The organism is Bradyrhizobium sp. 1, assembly GCF_023073315.1.
Lineage (GTDB): Bacteria > Pseudomonadota > Alphaproteobacteria > Rhizobiales > Xanthobacteraceae > Bradyrhizobium.
Genome location: NZ_JADPJH010000033.1, coordinates 636,663 through 653,124 on the forward strand (window position 1 = coordinate 636,663; position 16,462 = coordinate 653,124).

13 protein-coding genes, 1 tRNA gene and 1 pseudogene are annotated in these 16,462 nt (G+C 65.4%); 8 read left to right on the forward strand and 7 right to left on the reverse strand.

Annotation, left to right across the window (positions count from 1 at the left end; all coding sequences use genetic code 11):
• Positions 1-18: 18 nt before the first annotated feature.
• Positions 19-999, forward strand: coding sequence for an NADPH:quinone oxidoreductase family protein (locus IVB29_RS28000; protein ID WP_247506626.1), 981 nt, complete (start codon positions 19-21; stop codon positions 997-999).
• 32 nt (positions 1,000-1,031) lie between these two features.
• Here IVB29_RS28000 and IVB29_RS28005 read toward each other — a convergent pair whose 3' ends face one another.
• The gene (locus IVB29_RS28005; RefSeq protein WP_247506627.1) at positions 1,032-1,844 is read right to left on the reverse strand and encodes an outer membrane beta-barrel protein; all 813 of its coding nucleotides are present in this window, start codon (positions 1,842-1,844) and stop codon (positions 1,032-1,034) included.
• Between the two features lie 23 nt (positions 1,845-1,867).
• Positions 1,868-2,128: a hypothetical protein gene (locus tag IVB29_RS28010; protein WP_247506628.1), complete on the reverse strand. Its 261-nt coding sequence runs from the start codon at positions 2,126-2,128 to the stop codon at positions 1,868-1,870.
• Between IVB29_RS28010 and IVB29_RS28015 the strand changes: the two genes are divergently transcribed.
• On the forward strand, positions 2,127-2,993 hold the full coding sequence (locus IVB29_RS28015; RefSeq protein ID WP_247506629.1) for a helix-turn-helix domain-containing protein: 867 nt from the start codon (positions 2,127-2,129) through the stop codon (positions 2,991-2,993). The two genes, IVB29_RS28010 and IVB29_RS28015, sit on opposite strands and share 2 nt — an antisense overlap.
• 17 nt (positions 2,994-3,010) lie before the next feature.
• On the opposite strand, the gene IVB29_RS28020 is transcribed toward IVB29_RS28015, so the two are convergent.
• The 3 genes from IVB29_RS28020 to IVB29_RS28030 are packed head-to-tail and all read right to left on the reverse strand — an operon-like array spanning position 3,011 to position 6,144.
• Positions 3,011-4,258, reverse strand: a complete 1,248-nt coding sequence (locus IVB29_RS28020; RefSeq protein WP_247506630.1) for an amidohydrolase family protein — start codon at positions 4,256-4,258, stop codon at positions 3,011-3,013.
• A gap of 12 nt (positions 4,259-4,270) precedes the next feature.
• Entirely contained in the window at positions 4,271-4,789 is a 519-nt protein-coding gene (locus tag IVB29_RS28025) for a GAF domain-containing protein (protein ID WP_247506631.1), read from the reverse strand.
• Positions 4,786-6,144 carry an MFS transporter gene (locus IVB29_RS28030; RefSeq protein ID WP_247506632.1) on the reverse strand — a complete coding sequence of 453 codons (1,359 nt, stop codon included), beginning with the start codon at positions 6,142-6,144 and terminating at the stop codon, positions 4,786-4,788. The genes IVB29_RS28025 and IVB29_RS28030 overlap by 4 nt, the downstream gene beginning before the upstream one ends.
• A gap of 113 nt (positions 6,145-6,257) precedes the next feature.
• Here IVB29_RS28030 and IVB29_RS28035 point away from each other — a divergent pair, with 113 nt between their 5' ends.
• The 5 genes and pseudogenes from IVB29_RS28035 to IVB29_RS28055 all read left to right on the forward strand — a co-directional run bounded on the left by IVB29_RS28035 (position 6,258) and on the right by IVB29_RS28055 (position 13,648).
• Entirely contained in the window at positions 6,258-7,181 is a 924-nt protein-coding gene (locus IVB29_RS28035) for a LysR family transcriptional regulator (protein ID WP_247506633.1), read from the forward strand.
• A 317-nt stretch (positions 7,182-7,498) separates the two neighbouring features.
• Positions 7,499-8,938, forward strand: coding sequence for a hypothetical protein (locus IVB29_RS28040; protein WP_247506634.1), 1,440 nt, complete (start codon positions 7,499-7,501; stop codon positions 8,936-8,938).
• A gap of 68 nt (positions 8,939-9,006) precedes the next feature.
• Positions 9,007-10,167 carry a hypothetical protein gene (locus IVB29_RS28045; RefSeq protein WP_247506635.1) on the forward strand — a complete coding sequence of 387 codons (1,161 nt, stop codon included), beginning with the start codon at positions 9,007-9,009 and terminating at the stop codon, positions 10,165-10,167.
• A 97-nt stretch (positions 10,168-10,264) separates the two neighbouring features.
• Positions 10,265-11,294: pseudogene (locus tag IVB29_RS28050) on the forward strand (LLM class flavin-dependent oxidoreductase).
• 110 nt (positions 11,295-11,404) lie between these two features.
• Positions 11,405-13,648 (forward strand): SUMF1/EgtB/PvdO family nonheme iron enzyme, encoded by a 2,244-nt coding sequence (locus IVB29_RS28055; RefSeq protein WP_247506636.1) that lies wholly within the window; start codon positions 11,405-11,407, stop codon positions 13,646-13,648.
• Positions 13,649-13,703: 55 nt separating this feature from the next.
• On the opposite strand, the gene IVB29_RS28060 is transcribed toward IVB29_RS28055, so the two are convergent.
• Together IVB29_RS28060 and IVB29_RS28065 are read right to left on the reverse strand one after the other, a co-directional pair.
• Complete coding sequence (locus IVB29_RS28060) at positions 13,704-14,957, reverse strand: OmpA family protein (RefSeq protein ID WP_247506637.1); 1,254 nt, start codon at positions 14,955-14,957, stop codon at positions 13,704-13,706.
• Between the two features lie 321 nt (positions 14,958-15,278).
• Positions 15,279-15,364 (reverse strand) — tRNA-Tyr (locus tag IVB29_RS28065).
• A 205-nt stretch (positions 15,365-15,569) separates the two neighbouring features.
• On the opposite strand from IVB29_RS28065, the gene rlmB reads away from it, so the two are divergent.
• Positions 15,570-16,400, forward strand: coding sequence for a 23S rRNA (guanosine(2251)-2'-O)-methyltransferase RlmB (gene rlmB, locus IVB29_RS28070; protein WP_247506638.1), 831 nt, complete (start codon positions 15,570-15,572; stop codon positions 16,398-16,400).
• The last annotated feature ends 62 nt before the right edge of the window (positions 16,401-16,462 follow it).

Genomic DNA, 16,462 nt, shown 5'->3' on the forward strand with positions numbered 1-16,462 from the left:
GAACAACAGAGGTCCGACATGAAAGCCGTCGTCGTCGAGCAATACGCATCCATCGATCAAATCGAGCTAAAGGACATTCCGTCTCCGCGCATGGAGCCGGGACAGCTGCGCATCCGGGTGGAAGCTGCGGGAATCGGCTTTGTCGACGGTTTGAAGATTCAAGGGCTCTATCAGACCAAAGATCCCCTGCCCTTCATTCCCGGCACGGAATTCGCCGGGATCGTGGAGGAGGCTCCGGGCGAGCCGGGAGGCTATCGACCCGGCATGCGTGTGATGGGCATGACGCGGTCGGGCGCGCTTGCCGAGGAGATCGTCGTCAAGCCTGAAGCACTCCACCTGCTGCCGGACGGCGTCGCGGCCGAAGTCGCCGCCTCGTTTCGCGCCAATTATCTCACCGCGCTCTATGCGCTGAGTGCACGCGCCATGATCGTCGCAGGCGAGCAGCTTCTGGTGCTGGGCGCGGCCGGCGGCACCGGGACTGCGGCTGTCCAGGTCGGCAAGCTGCTCGGCGCCCGCGTCATCGCGGCGGCGGCGACACCGGAGAAGCGCGAGTTCGCCAAACAACACGGCGCCGACGCCGTCATCGACTACACGCAGGCCGGCTGGCGCGACACGCTCAAGGCACTGACCGACGGACACGGCGCCGACGTGATCTTCGATCCCGTCGGCGGCGAGATCTCGGTGCAGGCTTTTCGGTCGATCGCCTGGCGCGGACGCCATCTCGTGGTCGGCTTCGCCGCGGGCGCCATTCCCGCGCTGCCGTTCAATCTGCCGCTGCTGAAAGGCGGCGCCCTGCTCGGCGTCGACCTCGCACAAATTCCGACACGCGAGCCCGACGTGCAAAAGCGGCTGATGTCGGAGCTGACCGGCTGGCTCGCCGAAGGCAAGCTGAAACCCGCGGTCGGCCGCGTCTTCGCGCTGGACAGTTTCCGCGAGGCGTTCCGGACAATGCAGACGCGCGCTGCGCTCGGCAAGATGGTGGTGCGGATCTCGTCTTAGCGCCCTTCATGGCCGGCGCTGCGCAGCCAAACTTAGAAATTGTAGTTCAGCCCGGCCCGGACAAGATCAATCGCCGTGCTGGAACGCGCATTGAGAAAGCTCGGCGCGGACGGCGCGCCGGCATAGAGGCTGCCGACGACGGGATAGCTGCCGCTGCCGAGGTCGACGTGGAGATATTCGACCTTCAGGCTGAGGTTTTGCGTGAAGCGTTTTTCGCCGCCGATGCCGGCGGTCCAGCCGGTCGCGATCCGGGACGAGCTGCCGGAGAAGCACGCCCCCAATCCATAGAACGGACCGCACGCGAAAGCATAGCCGAAATTGCCGATCGAGTTCGACACGCCCGGGGGCAGCGACACACTGGCCGATTCACTCACGCGTCCATACGCGAAGCCGCCGGTGGCGAAGATCAGGAGATCGGGCGCCGCCAGAAATCCGATCCGGCCGCGGACCGTGCCGAACCAGTCGATGTTGCGGCTGACGTCGAATGTCGCGGGCTGCGTCCCGAAAAGCGTGACCGGTGTCGAGGCGCTGGCTTTGAGGCTGGCCGCAGCGATATCGGCCTCGACACCGACGACACCGCGACCGGCAAACTGCCAGTCGTAGCCGATCTGCCCGCCGCCGAGCCCGCCATTGGCATTGCGAGAGGCCGCGACCGTCGGAACGACGGGCTGACCGAATGACAGACTCTGCGTGAGCGGATCACCGGGATTTGCGGTGACGCCGCCGCTTGCCCAGCCATAGCCTCCGTTCAGCCCGACGTGGAATCCCGTCCAGTTGATCTCTCCGGCCTCCGCGGAAACGCATCCGCCTAAAACCAACAGGGCCGCCGCCAAGACCTTCTTCATACCGCTTCCTTGCCGATGTCGTGTCAGCCCGCATACTGGCGCACGCGGACAGTCACAGGATTCGAGGGCAATCCTAGAAGATGCTGCTCAGAGGTCTCGGCGCTCCCTGCAGCCGGCACTGCAATTGGCGCAACGACGCGAAATCGTTGCGTCTGTTGCGGACGCGTCACACCGACAATGGCGACAGCTCTTGCTCCCCTGATGCCGGTTCGAACCGGGCTGGCAAAACGCGCGACAAAGCCTCGGACCTGGCGAGGCACGATCAGTTTGACGATCAAGCGCATGACGCGTTTCCTGTTCAGCACCGAGGCCCTGCCGTCCGAGGACAGGCTCGCGATCTGGCTACAGGACCTCGGACGGCATCATGTCCGGCTCGATATCAATCCGCGCGAGGTCCGCACGAACGAAAGCGATGGCAACGACGGACCCGCACTCAACTGGGTCAGACAATCCGACTATCGCATCCTTGACGAAGACGAGACGCTGCCACGCGACGCAGACGACAGCATTCTGCTGTTTCAAGGCGCCACGGGCTCGCTCGCGATCGAGGGCCGCGTCCAACTCACCAACGTCCGGCTGGACGGCGCGCGGTTTCGCAGCAGGATACCCGACATCGACGAGCAGCTGCTTCGTCGATTGCCTTCGAACGGTACCGCGCTGCGCCTGCTGCAAGCCTATGTCGATGCACTCGCGGCGGGCGGCGTTCCCGCCGATCCCGTTTTGGCCCACATCGTCAACGAACATATCGTCGATCTGATCGCGGCCTCCTTGCGGTCAGGCGACGACAATTCCGGGCCGGCCGCGCAAAGCGCGATCCCGGCGGCGCGTCTCGCCGCGGCGACGACCGACATCCGCGCCCACCTTTGCGATCCGGCCCTGTCGGCGAAACATGTCGCACAGCGATTGGGCCTGTCCGAACGATCCATCTATCTGCTATTCGAACGCAGCGGCCTGAACTTTGCGCCCTTTGTCACCAACGAACGGCTCAAGCTCGCCGCCGCCATGCTGCTCGATCCCGCGCGACAGCGGGATCGGATCGGCGACATCGCTCTCGCCGCCGGGTTCAGCGACCTCTCGACGTTCAACCGGTGCTTTCGCCGCCGCTACGGGCGAACGCCGTCCAGTCTGCGCCGCTCCGGGCCGGGGTGACGAATGCTGGCCGTCGGTTACGCGCCCAGCCGGTCGAACTGGACCTGGCCTGCCTTCATCACCAGCGGAATGTGCTCGCCCTGGCCGAGCAGGCAGGCGACATCGCGCAGCGGATTGCCGTCGACCACCAGCAGGTCCGCGATTGCGTCGGGCGCGATGCGGCCGAGCTTGCCCTCCATGCCGAGCACCTCGGCGCCGATCACTGTCGCGCTGGCGATGACGGCGCGGGGCCCGAGAATTTCGGCGCGGATGCGGAATTCGTCGCTCTGCAGGCGCTGCGACGGCCCGAGCAGATCGCTGCCGAACCCCATCTTCACCCCGGCATCGCGATAGATCGTGAGCGATCGCAGGCCGGCGTCGCGGACGTCGGCGATCTTGGCCACGCTCTCCGGCGGCAGGCCGTATTGCGCGCCCTCGTTGGCGAGCGCCTCGTAAGTCACCAGCGTCGGCACCACATAAGCGCCCTTCTCGGCCATCAGCCGCGCGGTCGGCGCATCCACGAGATTGCCATGCTCGATCGTGCGCACGCCGCAGCGGACCGCGCGTTCGATCGCGGCGGCGGTGTAGGCGTGGGCCAGCACATAGGTCTGGCGCCCGCGCGCCTCCTCGACGATGGCGCGGATCTCGTCCTCGGAGTAGCCGAAGGCGCCGACCGGATCGGTCGGCGACGCGACACCGCCGGACGCCATGATCTTGATCTGGTCGGCTCCCATCTGGAGTTCTTCGCGCGCGGCTTTGCGCACGCCGTCGACGCCGTCGGCAACACGCGCCAGCGCGCCGACACGCACGCAGCACGGACACGGTGCGTCGCTCGCGAGGTAATCCGATCGCGCCCGCATGTCGCCATGGCCGCCGGTCTGGCTGAGCGCACGGCCGGAGACGAACAGCCGCGGACCGTCGGTCAGGCCGGTCTCGATGGCGTGCTTCAGCGCATGGCCGGCACCGCCGGCGTCGCGGACCGTGGTGAAGCCGCGCCGCAGCATGCCGCGCAACAGCAGCGTCGAGCGCAGCGTCACCAGCACGTTCGGCATGTGCACCTGCTGCGCCAGATTGAGCTCGACGGCGATCGCATGCACATGCAGGTCGATCAGGCCGGGCATCAGCGTCTTGCCCTTGAGATCGATGGTGCGATCGGCGGTGACCTGGAGCGGCCGGTCCGAGACCTCCTTGATCAGGCTGTCTTCGACCAGCACGTCATGGCCCGCCAGCAAGTCCGGCTGGAGCGGATCGAGCAGCGCGGCGTTCTTGAAGAGGATGCTGGGCATCGCGGAATCCTGTCAGAAGTGGCTTGGCGCAAGCAGCGCCGGCAATGTAAGCTGGGCGAAGGGCAGACATGCAGCGACGTCGTCCTCGCCATACCAGCCCGCCTCGTGAAGCAGATTGAGCGAGCCGAACGTTCGCCCGCGCCAGCGCACGGGCATGTTGAGCACGCTCTCGCAGCCGAGCGATGCAATCAGCGCGTGGTCGGAGAAGACGTCGCGCAGATCATCCCGCGTGCGGCCGATATAGGCCTCGCCGCGGTCGAGCACGGCCTCGGTCCACGGCCCCGGCGCCAGGCGCTTGCGTCCGCCGGCCGGGTACGGCCCGGGGAGGTTGGAATAGACCCGCGCCGCTTCGCCGCTGTCGCCATCGTAAGTCAGGATCGTGAACAGCTTGTGCCCGATCGTCGACTTCATGGCTTCATCGAGTGCCGCGAACAGCGCATCCGGCTGATCCGCCCTGCTCTGCGCCGCCGCGACGGCGCAGAGCCAGGGATCCCCCTTGTAAGGATCGGCCTTCGGCTTGGTCCGCGTCATGCAGCTTCACCCGCCGCGATCTCTTCCAGCGACCGGCCGCGCGTCGGCACGCCCATCAGCACGACGGTGATCGCCCCGAACAGCAGCACGGTGGTGGTGACACCGAACACGCCGGCGAAGCCGAAATTGGGATAGAGGTAGCCTACCAGGATCGGCGAGACGATCGCACCGATGCGGCCGATCGCGGAAGCGAGCCCCGCGCCGGTGGTTCTGACCGGCGTCGGAAACACTTCGGCGGTATAGGCATAGACGCCCGCATAGGTGCCGTTCATGAAGAAAGACAGGAAGATTCCCGCCGCCATGATCTGCTGGTCGCTCTGCGCGAAGGCGAGCCCGAGTGCGCTGGCGCCGCCGAGCACCATGTAGGTCGCGATCGTCCCCTGCCGGCCGATGCGCTCGTTGAAATACGCGGCGCTGAAATAGCCGGGGATCTGCGCGCAATAGATCGCGATCGAATAGGCGAAGCTCTTGGTGATGCTCATGCCGTTCTGGACCAGCAGGCCTGGGATCCAGACGAAGAAGGAATAGTAGCTGAAGGTGATCGCCAGCCACATGATCCAGGTCATGACGGTGATGCGCGCCTGCCGGCCCGCCAGAAGCGCCGCGAAATTGGCGCGCAGCGTCCCGCCGGTCCCGGCCGGCGCTGTTGCTTCGACGACCGGCTGCGGCAGGACATGGCCCGCGCGCGCAAAGCTGGCTTCGATCCTGTCGAGGACGGTTTCGGCTTCCTTCTCCCGTCCACGGCTTTCGAGCCAGCGCGGCGATTCCGGCAGCGACTTGCGCCACCACAACAGCATCACGACCGGGACCGCTGTGATGACCAGCACGATGCGCCAGCCATTGTCATAGGCGGGAACGATGAAGTAGCCGAGCAAGGCCGCGGCGACGAAGCCGAAGGAGAAGAAGCCCGCCAGTGCGCCGGTGAAACTGCCGCGGTAGCGCCGCGCGACGAATTCCGCGAGATAGGGTGCGATGATCGCGCTCTCCGCGCCGGTGCCCATGCCGGCGACGATCCGCGCGGCGAAGAAGGACGGCCATGCGTCCACCATCGCGCTGACGATCGATGCCACACAATAGAGGGCAAGCGCGGACATCATCACCGCACGGCGGCCGATCAGGTCGCCCAGCGTGCCGGCCAGCAATGCGCCGAACAGGAAGCCGATATAGGTGCTGCTGCCGAGCACGCCGATCTGCACGCTCGTCAGATTCCAGGCGGTGCGCAGCACCGGCAGGATGAAGGCCAGCACGGCTGCGTCCATCGCGTCGAAGGTGTAGCCAAGGCCACCCATCAACAGCAGATGCTTGTGGAAGCGTGCGAACGGAAGGCGCTCGATGCGCGCCGATATCATCGACATGAAAGTCCCCTCAGTCTGGCGGCCCGGCGCTCCGCGTGTCCCTGGGGGAACCATAGACAAAGTGACATTATCGTCATAATTTATAATCATGATCTAATATATCACTGTGGTGAATGTCCGTGTCGTTCCGCGCGCTTGACCTCAACCTCCTGAAAGTCTTCGAGGCGCTGATGACCGAGGGCAGCGTCACGCGCGCCGCGAGCGCACTGACGATGACCCAGCCCGCGGTCAGCAACGCGCTGGCGCGGCTGCGCGCCGCGCTCGGCGATCCCCTGTTCGTGCGATCCGGCACCGGGATCCGTCCGACCCAACGCGCCGTGGTGCTGTGGGAGCCGATCGGCGAGGCACTGGAAAGCGTGCGTGGCGCGCTCGACGAGCAGGTGTTCGATCCCGCCCGCGCGCAGACCGAGTTCGCCCTGTCGATGTCGGACTATGTCTCCTCGCTGGTGATGCCGAACCTCCTGCAGCATCTCGGCCAGGTCGCGCCCAAGGCGCGCGTCCACACCGTCCCCAATACCGTCGTCGAGATTGCCGACCAGCTCGAGGACAACAGGGTCGATTGCGTGCTCAGCGTCTATGTCAACGAGGCGCAGCAGCCGGCCGCCATTCGCTCGCGCTCGCTATGGACCGTCGACTACGCCTGCTTCATGCGGCGCGGCCATCCCCTAGCCGCCCGGAAGCGGCTGAGCACCCGTACCTTCCTGAACGCAGGCCACGTCGATGTGAGCCTGGCGGGCAAGACCATGCCGTCCTACGACCTCTTCCTCGCCTCGCGCGGGCTGTCGCGCAATCTGGTCGCGACCGTCAATCACTACAGCGCCGCCTACGAAGTCGCGCGGCAGTCCGACCTGATCGCCGTGCTGCCGAGCGACTTGCGTTCGCAGTCCCGCCATGCCCCGCTGCTGCACGCCATGCCGCTTCCGCTCAAGGCGCCGCCGCGCATCGTCAGCCTGTTCTGGCACCAGCGCAACGACACCGTGCCGGCGCAGCGCTGGCTGCGCGAGACCCTGGTCGGGATGTTCGCCCGGTCCGATTGAGCGCGCGGCGCCGGCCGGCCTTTCCGCCCGCCATTAACCAGCACCCGCCGGCCCAATGCGGCACCGCAACAAAACGCCGAGCTTGACGGCTCATTCACCAGTTGCTTCAATCCGATCATATTACTTTGAGCTGTTGGGATAATTGTTTTGCGTACCCGTGGCGTCTCCCCTGCCAGCGCAGGACGAACACACGTCAGCAGATTTTTGCGGGCCGCGCTGTTGCGTCCGCCCGGCAGAACAACCCGCCTCCACAAAGCCCCCCACGCATTCCTCAATCTGCCGCACCCTCGGTGCGTGCAACGTAGAGAGGCATAGCCATGGCCGCAACAATCCCTCCCTGGTTGGCAACGATGCGGCAGATCACGGGGACACGGGCGCTCGATAGCGGCGACAACCCCGTCATCATGAGCTGGCCGCAGAAGATCGGCGAGCTGTTCCCGGACACCCGGGACTATTGCAAGCAATACACACACGACTCCATTGCATGGTGCGGGCTCACGGTCGGCTATTGCATGGCGGTAAACGGCATCAAGCCTGTGTTTGGCGGCGACGCGGACTCGCGCTTCCTGTGGGCACTCGCCTGGCGGCAGTTCGGAACCGACGCCGGCGGCTCGCCACAACCCGGCGACGTGCTGGTGTTCGAATGGTCCGACGGCGGCCATCACGTCACGCTCTACGAGGAGACCAACGGCAACAGCTATGTCTGTCGTGGCGGCAATCAGGGCCATGAGGTCAAGCTGTCGAATTTCCCGAAGGCCCGCTGCATCGCCATCCGCAGGCCGCCGGCCGCCGCCATCGCAGCCACGGCAGACACCGTCCACGCACCGGCACAGATGCAGAGCCGCATCATCGCGACCGTATTCGGCGGCGCGTCCGATCCGAAGACCAGCGCCTATGACGGGCACATGATCGACGACACCGAACTCGGTGTGGCGCTGCCCGCTCACATTTCCGATCCGCGCCCCAATGTGAGCGTGTCGAAGAACGGCAAGACGGTGATCTGCAAGGTCGTGCATATCGGCCCCTGGAGCACCGACGATGCATACTGGAAGACCGGCACAAGACCCCAAGCCGAGTCCGGCGTCGACAGCCAGGGACACAGGACGAACGGCGCGGGCATCGATCTTACGCCGGCCGCGGCGAAGGCGATCGGTCTCATCGACAAGGGCGAGGTCGACTGGGAGTTCGTAAGCGCCCCGCTGACCAGCCCGTTCATTCCGTTCCCATTCCACAGAGACTCAACTTCCCCCGACCTGGTGCAACAGCTGCTAGCTCAATTGGAGGCCGCCAAGATGCCCACCAATCCAACCACGCCGCCAGCCGGCGGACAACCTGATATTGCAACGCTGGTCGCGGAGGCGCTCAAGGTCTTCCAGACCTTGGGACCAGGCGGTCAGCAGCAGCTGCCCACGGGCGGGACTGCGGCGACGCCGGACCATCTCCAGCAATTCATCAAGGTGTTGGGCGCACTGACCGGCGATTTCGGCGGCCCCAAGGGACTGGGCCAGGTCAATGGCGCGCTGGGCGACACCATCGGCAATCTGCTCGACGGAAAGAAGAGTGCGATCGGCATCATCGGCTCGGTGCTGACCGCGGTGCTCCATGTCGTCGGTCCGAGCCTGCCCGCGGCAGTGACAACCGCGATCGGCGGCCCGCTCGCGCCGGCAATATTGCCGATTTTCCTCGGCCTCACGGCCTGGGGCGTGCTTGGCAAGTTTGAGAAGTGGATGCCGCCGACCACGCCGCCTAAGCAATGAGGCGGCGGCCAAACCACGAAGACTGAAATGAAGTTCGCCCGCGTCGAAACACGACCAGGATGGCAGGCATGTCCGAGCAGGATGCAATTCGATGGTTTAAGACCCAGTTCGGCGGGGCGATCACCGCAGCCTGCCGCGGCACGCCCTACACGCTCGACATGGCCACCGCGATCGCGATGCAGGAAACCTATTCCGATTGCTGGGGCCCGATTTACAGGACCAAGCCGGCCAGCGAGGTGCTCAAGCTTTGCGTCGGTGACACGCTCGATGCGCCGAAGCGCAGCGCGTTTCCGACGAGCAAGGCAGATCTTCTCGCCGTGCCATCGGGTTCGAGCATGTTCGACGTCGCCCGCCAGGCGCTGATCGACGTCGCGCAAGTCAGCCGGCCTTATGCGAAAGTGGCGCAGAATCCCGACAAGTTCTGCCACGGCTACGGAATCTTCCAGTACGACATCCAGTTCTTCAAGACCGATCCGAGCTTCTTCCTGAGTCGTGGCTGGTATGACATGGCCGAATGCATCAAGCGCCTCATCAAGGAGCTGGATGCCGCGTGCGGACGCGCCTACGGGACACGGAAGTCGTCGCTCACCGACGATGAGATGATGTACGTTGCGATCGCGTATAATCATGGAAGCGTGCGGGTCGGCGGCGGTCCGCAACAGGGATTCAGGGCCGATGACGGCCGCTTCTATGGCGAGAACTTCCAGCAATATCTGGCGCTCGCCCACGCCACGCCGGTGGACATTCACGTCCCGACCGATCTCGGCCCGATCGCAGGCACCGGCACCATTCCGCCGATCCCGGCCGGCCGGCAGGATCTCCCGACGCTGGTGCAATCGGCGATGGCCATCTTGCAGGCGATCGCCGCGCGGCAACAGCTGCAACAACCCGGAACGGGCCAGGCGCCGGCATCCACCGGGCAAGTCGACGATTTCATCAAGCTCCTGACGGTCCTGACCGGCAAGACCGCCGACGGCCGCTTGGGACAGGTCAACGGTGCGCTTGGACAGACCATCGGCAATCTGCTCGACGGCAAGAAAAGCGCCATCGGCATCATCGGCGCCGTCCTCACGACGGTGCTCCAACAGGTCGGCCCGCATCTGGACACGGCCGTGCCGCTGTTCGGTAATTTCGCTGAGCTCGGTCAAGCCGCGTTGCCGGTGTTCTTGGGCACGAGCGCCTGGGGAATCCTTGGCAAGCTCGAGAAGTGGCTGGCGCCGACCCGCTGAGCGGTCCAAAACGGAAACCGAGCATTTCCTGAAGCGGCCTTGCCGCGGCATGGCCGCCCCTTAAGTGTCGTCGATCCTCCCCTCAGAGACCCGATCGATGACCGCACCGCTTGAATTCGGACTGGATACTTTTGGCGACGTGACGAAGGACGCGAGCGGCGCCACGCTTCCCCATGCCCAGGTGATCCGCAACGTCGTCGCGGAAGCCGTGCTGGCCGACGAGATCGGCATCGACTTCATTGGGCTGGGCGAACACCACCGTTCAGATTTTGCGATCTCCTCGCCCGAGACCGTGCTGGCCGCCATCGCGGCGCGGACCAAACGCATCCATCTCGGCTCGGCCGTGACGGTGCTGAGCTCGGACGATCCGATCCGGGTGTTTCAGCGCTTCGCCACGCTCGATGCGCTCTCCAACGGACGTGCCGAGGTGATCCTCGGCCGGGGCTCGTTCACAGAATCCTTTCCGCTGTTCGGCCTCGACCTGCGCAAATACGAAGAGCTGTTCGAGGAGAAGCTCGACCTGTTCGCGGCACTGCTGTCGCAAAAACCGGTGACGTGGGAGGGCAAGCTGCGTCCCCCGCTGAAGGACCAACTCGTCTATCCCCCGGTGGAGAACGGCACGCTAAAAACCTGGATCGGCGTCGGCGGCAGCCCGCAATCGGTGGTGCGCGCCGCGCATTACGACCTGCCTTTGATGCTCGCCATCATCGGCGGCGATCCCGCGCGCTTTGCGCCTTTCGTCGATCTCTATCACCGTGCCTTCAAGGAGTTCGGCCGGCCGGCGCAGCCGATCGGTGTGCACTCGCCAGGCTACGTCGCCGAGACCGACGCGCAGGCGCGCGAAGAGCTATGGCCCGACTACAAGGCCATGCGCGACCGCATCGGCAAGGAACGCGGCTGGCCGCCGATGGGCCGCGACGAATTCGTCAACGAAGCCGAGCACGGCTCGCTCTATGTCGGCTCACCCGAAACGGTGGCGCAAGATCGCGGCGACGGCCAAGGCGCTCGGCATTTCGCGCTTCCAGCTGAAATACTCGGCCGGCCTTCTGCCGCACGAGAAGCTGATGCGCAGCATCGAGCTCTATGGACGGAAGGTCGTGCCGATGGTGCGGGAGATGATGGGGTAACGTCAGCCGTCGTCCGAGCGCCGGGGATTCTTGCGCTGACTGTGAGCGGGATCACAGAGCTTGAGCCGACACGGTGTTTTATGCCGTAATTTGCGATTATGCTGGAAGGCATGATGCGTGTCGTCTCGGCGATCCTCTGTGTCGTTTGCGCGATCGGCCTGTTCTGCGAACCCGCTTTCGCCGAGCGGCGGATTGCGCTGGTGATTGGCAACTCGGCCTATGAGCGGGTTCCGCAACTCCCCAATCCCGTCAACGACGCCACCGCGATGGCGGAGATGTTTCGGAAGGCGGGCTTCGAGGCGGTGACGCTCAAGCTCGACCTCAAGGCCGCCGAGATGCGCCGCGCACTGCGCGATTTCGTCGACGCGGTGCGCGATGCGGATCTCGCCATCATCTATTACGCCGGCCACGGTCTCGAGATCGACGGCAGCAATTATCTGGTTCCGGTCGACGCCGTCCTCGAGCGCGACATCGACGCCTATGATGAAGCGATCCCGCTGGATCGGCTGCTGGCCGTGGTCGAGCCGGCGAAACGGCTGCGCATGGTCATCCTGGATGCCTGCCGTGACAACCCGTTCGCCAAACGCCTGAAGCGCCCGGTCGCCTCGCGCTCGCTCCAGCGCGGGCTGGTGATGGTCGAGCCGAACAGTCCGAACACGCTGGTCGCCTTCGCGGCCAAGGCCGGCTCGACCGCCGACGACGGCGACGCCAGGAACAGCCCGTTCACCACGGCGCTGGTCAAGCATCTGCCGGTCCCCGGCCTCGATGTCCGCAAGGCCTTCGGCTTTGTGCGCGACGACGTCCTGAAGGTGACGAATTACAAGCAGGAGCCGTTCATCTACGGCTCGCTCGGCGGCGATGACGTGGCCCTGGTGCCGGTGCCGCCCGCCCCGAAGGTCGACCCGGCGCTGGCTGCGCGCGACGATTACCAGCTCACCTCGCAGATCAACGTTGTCGCGGCCTGGGATTCCTTCCTCGCCAAATATCCGACCGGTTTCTACAGCGACCTCGCCCGCGCCCAGCGCGACAAGCTGATCGCTGTAAAGGACGCCGAGCAGGCCCGCTTTGCCGCGGAGAAGAAGGCGCTCGACGACGCCAAAGCGGCAGAGGATTCGCGGATCGCGGCGTCGAAAATGAAGGCTGCCGAAGACGCCAGGGCTGCGAAAGCCGCTGAAGACGCGAGGGCGGCGAAGGCGGCCGAACAGGCCAAGGTTGCGAGGGCAGCCGAAGAAACCAGAGCCGCGAGGGCCGCGGAAGAGGCCAGAATCGCGAAAGCGGCTGAAGAGGCAAAAGCTGCGGAAGCCGCGCGGGCGAAAGCGGCGCAGCCGGCCCCGGGCCAGCAATTGGCGGCGATACTGCCGCACGAGATCAGGCCCGCTCCCGAAACCAGCAAGGCTCAGCCGCGCGCGCAGGGCGGCTGCGCCGGCACGGAGCCGCAGGCTGCCGCATTGTCGCTTGACGCGGCGAGGGCCCTGTCGCTGCCGGAAGAATGCAGCCTGAAACCGAAGCAGAGCTTTCGGGAGTGCCAGAACTGTCCCGAGATGGTGGTCGTTCCCGCGGGCGAATTCATGATGGGCTCGTCTGCCGGCGAGATCGGCAACGGACTTGCGGCCGCGAATGAATCGCCGCAGCACAAGGTCATGGTCAGGGACGCCCTCGCGCTCGGCCGCTTCGAGGTGACGCGCGATCAGTTCGCAGCTTTCGTCGCCGCCTCGGGCTACAAGGCCGGCGACCGCTGCTTCACCTTCGAACAGAATGTGCCGAAGGAGCGCGAGAACCGCTCTTTTCTGATGCCGGGTTATGCGCAGGACGGCAACCATCCGGCCGTCTGCGTCAGCTGGACCGATGCGCAGGCCTATGTCGACTGGCTGTCGAAAACCACTGGCAAGCCCTACCGCCTGCTGTCGGAGGCCGAGTTCGAATATGCGGCGCGCGCCGGCAGCGCCCTGCCCTACGCCTTCACCGACAATCCCGCCGATCTCTGCCGCTACGTCAACGGCGCCGACCAGGCCGCGAGAAACGCGGGCCTGCCGCAGGATGCGCCATACATGGCGTGCAGCGACGGCTATCCCTTCACTGCGCCAGTCGGCTCGCTCAAGGCCAATGCCTTCGGCCTCGCTGACATGATCGGAAACGTCTGGGAATGGACCGCCGATTGTTTTGCCGACGACTATCGCGGTGTGAGCTCGGACAGTGCCGCGCGTTCGCAAGCAGATTGCGGGTCACGCGTGGTGCGCGGCGGCGACTGGTTTTCCGCCGCAGCCTCACTGCGGCCGGCGATACGCGCCAAGGCCGGTCCCAACGCACATCACGACGACATCGGCTTCCGCGTCGCGCGCACGCTCGTGCATTGAAACGAAAAATCCCGGCTCGCGATGGAGCCGGGATCTCTGACGTCCGATGTTCGGATCAGGTCGAGCGGCCTCCGGGCGCGCCGCCGCAGGGCGAGACCTTGAACTCGACGCGCCGATCGAGCGCATCGCTGGCATCGTCCCTGCCGGTGCCCACGATCATCTCGCGCGAGCCCTTGCCACTGGCAATGAGCCGGCTGCGCAGCGACTTCTCATTGTCCTCGAGCCGGTCCTTGACGTAGTCGGCACGCAGCGCCGAAAGGCGATCGTTCACCGCCGGCAGGCCGGTGGCGCTGGTATGGCCGACCACTTCGAGGCATCCTTGCCTGGCCGCAGTGCGCTCTGCGATCTTCTCGAGCCACGCATCGTAGGGCGCGCGCATGTTGCGATCGTTGATGAACAGCGTCGAGCCCGGCTTGAACAGGAATTTCACCGCGAGCTTGTCGCTCGAAAGGCCGTAGTCGACCACCTTGCCGAAAGCGTCCATTGCGGCACGGGTGCGACGGAGCTTGGCGTTGGCGAGATAGATGCCGTTGTACACGCGCAACTGCTGGCCGCCCGGTGTCTTGAGCGCGCTCTGATACACGTCGAGCGCATCGCGGTAGCGGCCTGAATCGTAGGCCTCGATGCCGTCATTGACCAGCGAGGCCACCACGATGCGGTCGGCATAGGCCTGATCGACATTGTCACCGACCTTGGTGCCCTGGCAGGTCTTGATGTAGCTGTCGGTCGAGGCATCCTTGGCGAAGACCGGGCTGTCGTTGAAGAACGCCGCCGGTGTCGGGTCGATGCCTTCGGGCAGCGCGCGCGCGACGCCCTTGGAAATGATGGTCTTGGTCTTCATGTCGGCAAGCGCGAGGCAGATGCGGTAGGCATCCTTCGCCCCGCCCGCGACGCCGGCATTGTTGACCGCGGTGAAGGTGCCGATCAGGACGACCGGCGCCTTGGCGACGCTGTCGGAGGAGAAACGCGCGACCTGGAAGCGCGGGTAGCTGCTCTTGACGAGATCGGTGATGCGCTTCTCTTCCAGATGCGTCGCCTTGGACTGCGCGCCGGTGACGCCGTCGATCAAGGGATCGATCACCAGCGTCACCTTGTCAGGTGCGTCCTTGAGATTGGCCTTGGAGAAGAGATCGTTGGCAGCCTTCAGCAGCGCGGCCTCGAAGGGGACAGGGGTCGGTGGCGGCGGCGGACTTGCGGCGGCGGGAGGCGCCTGGGCCGCCGGCGGTGTCTGCGCCTGGGCGAGGCCGCCGGCCAGAGAGCTGCAAATGAAGCAGAAGACAAATCCGAGAAAACCGCCGCGAATTTTCATCGCTGTCACTCCCTGTGAAACTGCATGCTTGTAGCAACGGTATTGGAAGAATGATGGTGATCTATTTCACTGTTCCCGGACGTAATACGTCCAAAGCTCAGCAATACATCGCGCCGGCGAGAGCGGTTAGCATTCTGCGCAATCAAATTCATGCGCGTGCAAAGCGATGACGATGTGAAGACGCGAGGATCGTTCGCTGCGAGGATCGTTGGCTGAAAGTGTCCGCCTAGGCCCTGCGGGCCAGTGACAGCCTTCGCTAGCTTCGCATGACAGTCATCTTGGCCGGCTTGCCCAGCCGAAGCTCGCGAAGCGAGCGAAGGATGGTGGGGGAAGAAGGACTCGAACCTTCGAAGTCATAAGACGGCTGATTTACAGTCAGCTCCCTTTGCCACTCGGGACACTCCCCCGCTCGACGGCAGCACAATCGGGCCGGACCTTGCCGGCGACCGAAGACGGCCATGGAACATGAGGCCGCGACAGCCCGGATGGGGACGCGACCGGCCGCGTTTATGGGCGATGGGGTGGGGCAAAGTCAACCGAGGCGAACAGCTAAAATAGCCCTCGAAGGCACCCAAATTGCCATATTCCGGGACCCGTGACACAAGCGAGCCCATGAAGGACAAAAAATTCGCCCCGAGGGGCCCCCGCGGCGGGGCTAAGCCCTTCAACAGAACAGGGAAATCGGCCGGTCGGCCGGCCTGGCGCGACCGCGATTCGCAAGCCGACGGGCCCGTCATCCTCTATGGCTGGCACACCGTGACCATGGCGCTCGCCAACCCACAGCGCCAGATCCGCAAGCTGACGCTGACCGAGAACGCCGCAAAGCGGCTTGCGGACGACAACATCGATACCCGCGTCACCCCCGAGATCGTCCGGCCGCAGGACATCGACCGGCTGCTCGCGCCCGACGCCGTGCACCAGGGCCTGCTCGCAGAGGCCGATCCCCTGCCCTCGCCCGACATCGAGGACTTGCAGCTGGACGGCATGGTGCTGGTGCTCGACCAGATCACCGACCCGCACAATGTCGGCGCCATCCTGCGCTCCGCAGCCGCGTTCGCGGTGAAGGCGATCGTCACCACCGCGCGCCACAGTCCGGAAGCGACCGGCGTGCTGGCCAAGGCCGCCTCCGGCGCGCTGGAGCTCGTGCCAATGGTGACCGTGCCAAACCTCGCCCGCGCGCTGACGACCCTGAACGACCTCGGCTTCCAGACCGTTGGCCTCGACAGCGACGGCAGCGAGGATCTCTCGGATATCGTGCTGCGCGAGCCGCTCGCGCTGGTGCTGGGCGCGGAAGGCACGGGGCTGCGGCGTTTGACGCGCGAGACCTGCAGCGTCGTGGCGCGGCTCGACATGCCCGGCGAGATCAAGAGCCTCAACGTCTCCAACGCCGCCGTGCTGTCGCTCTATGTCGGCGCGAGCCGGCTGGGTTTGATGAAGCGCTAGTTCGCGGCCGCATCGTAGGTGCGCTCCCTCGCCCCGTTCTTACGGGGAGAGGGTTGGGGTGA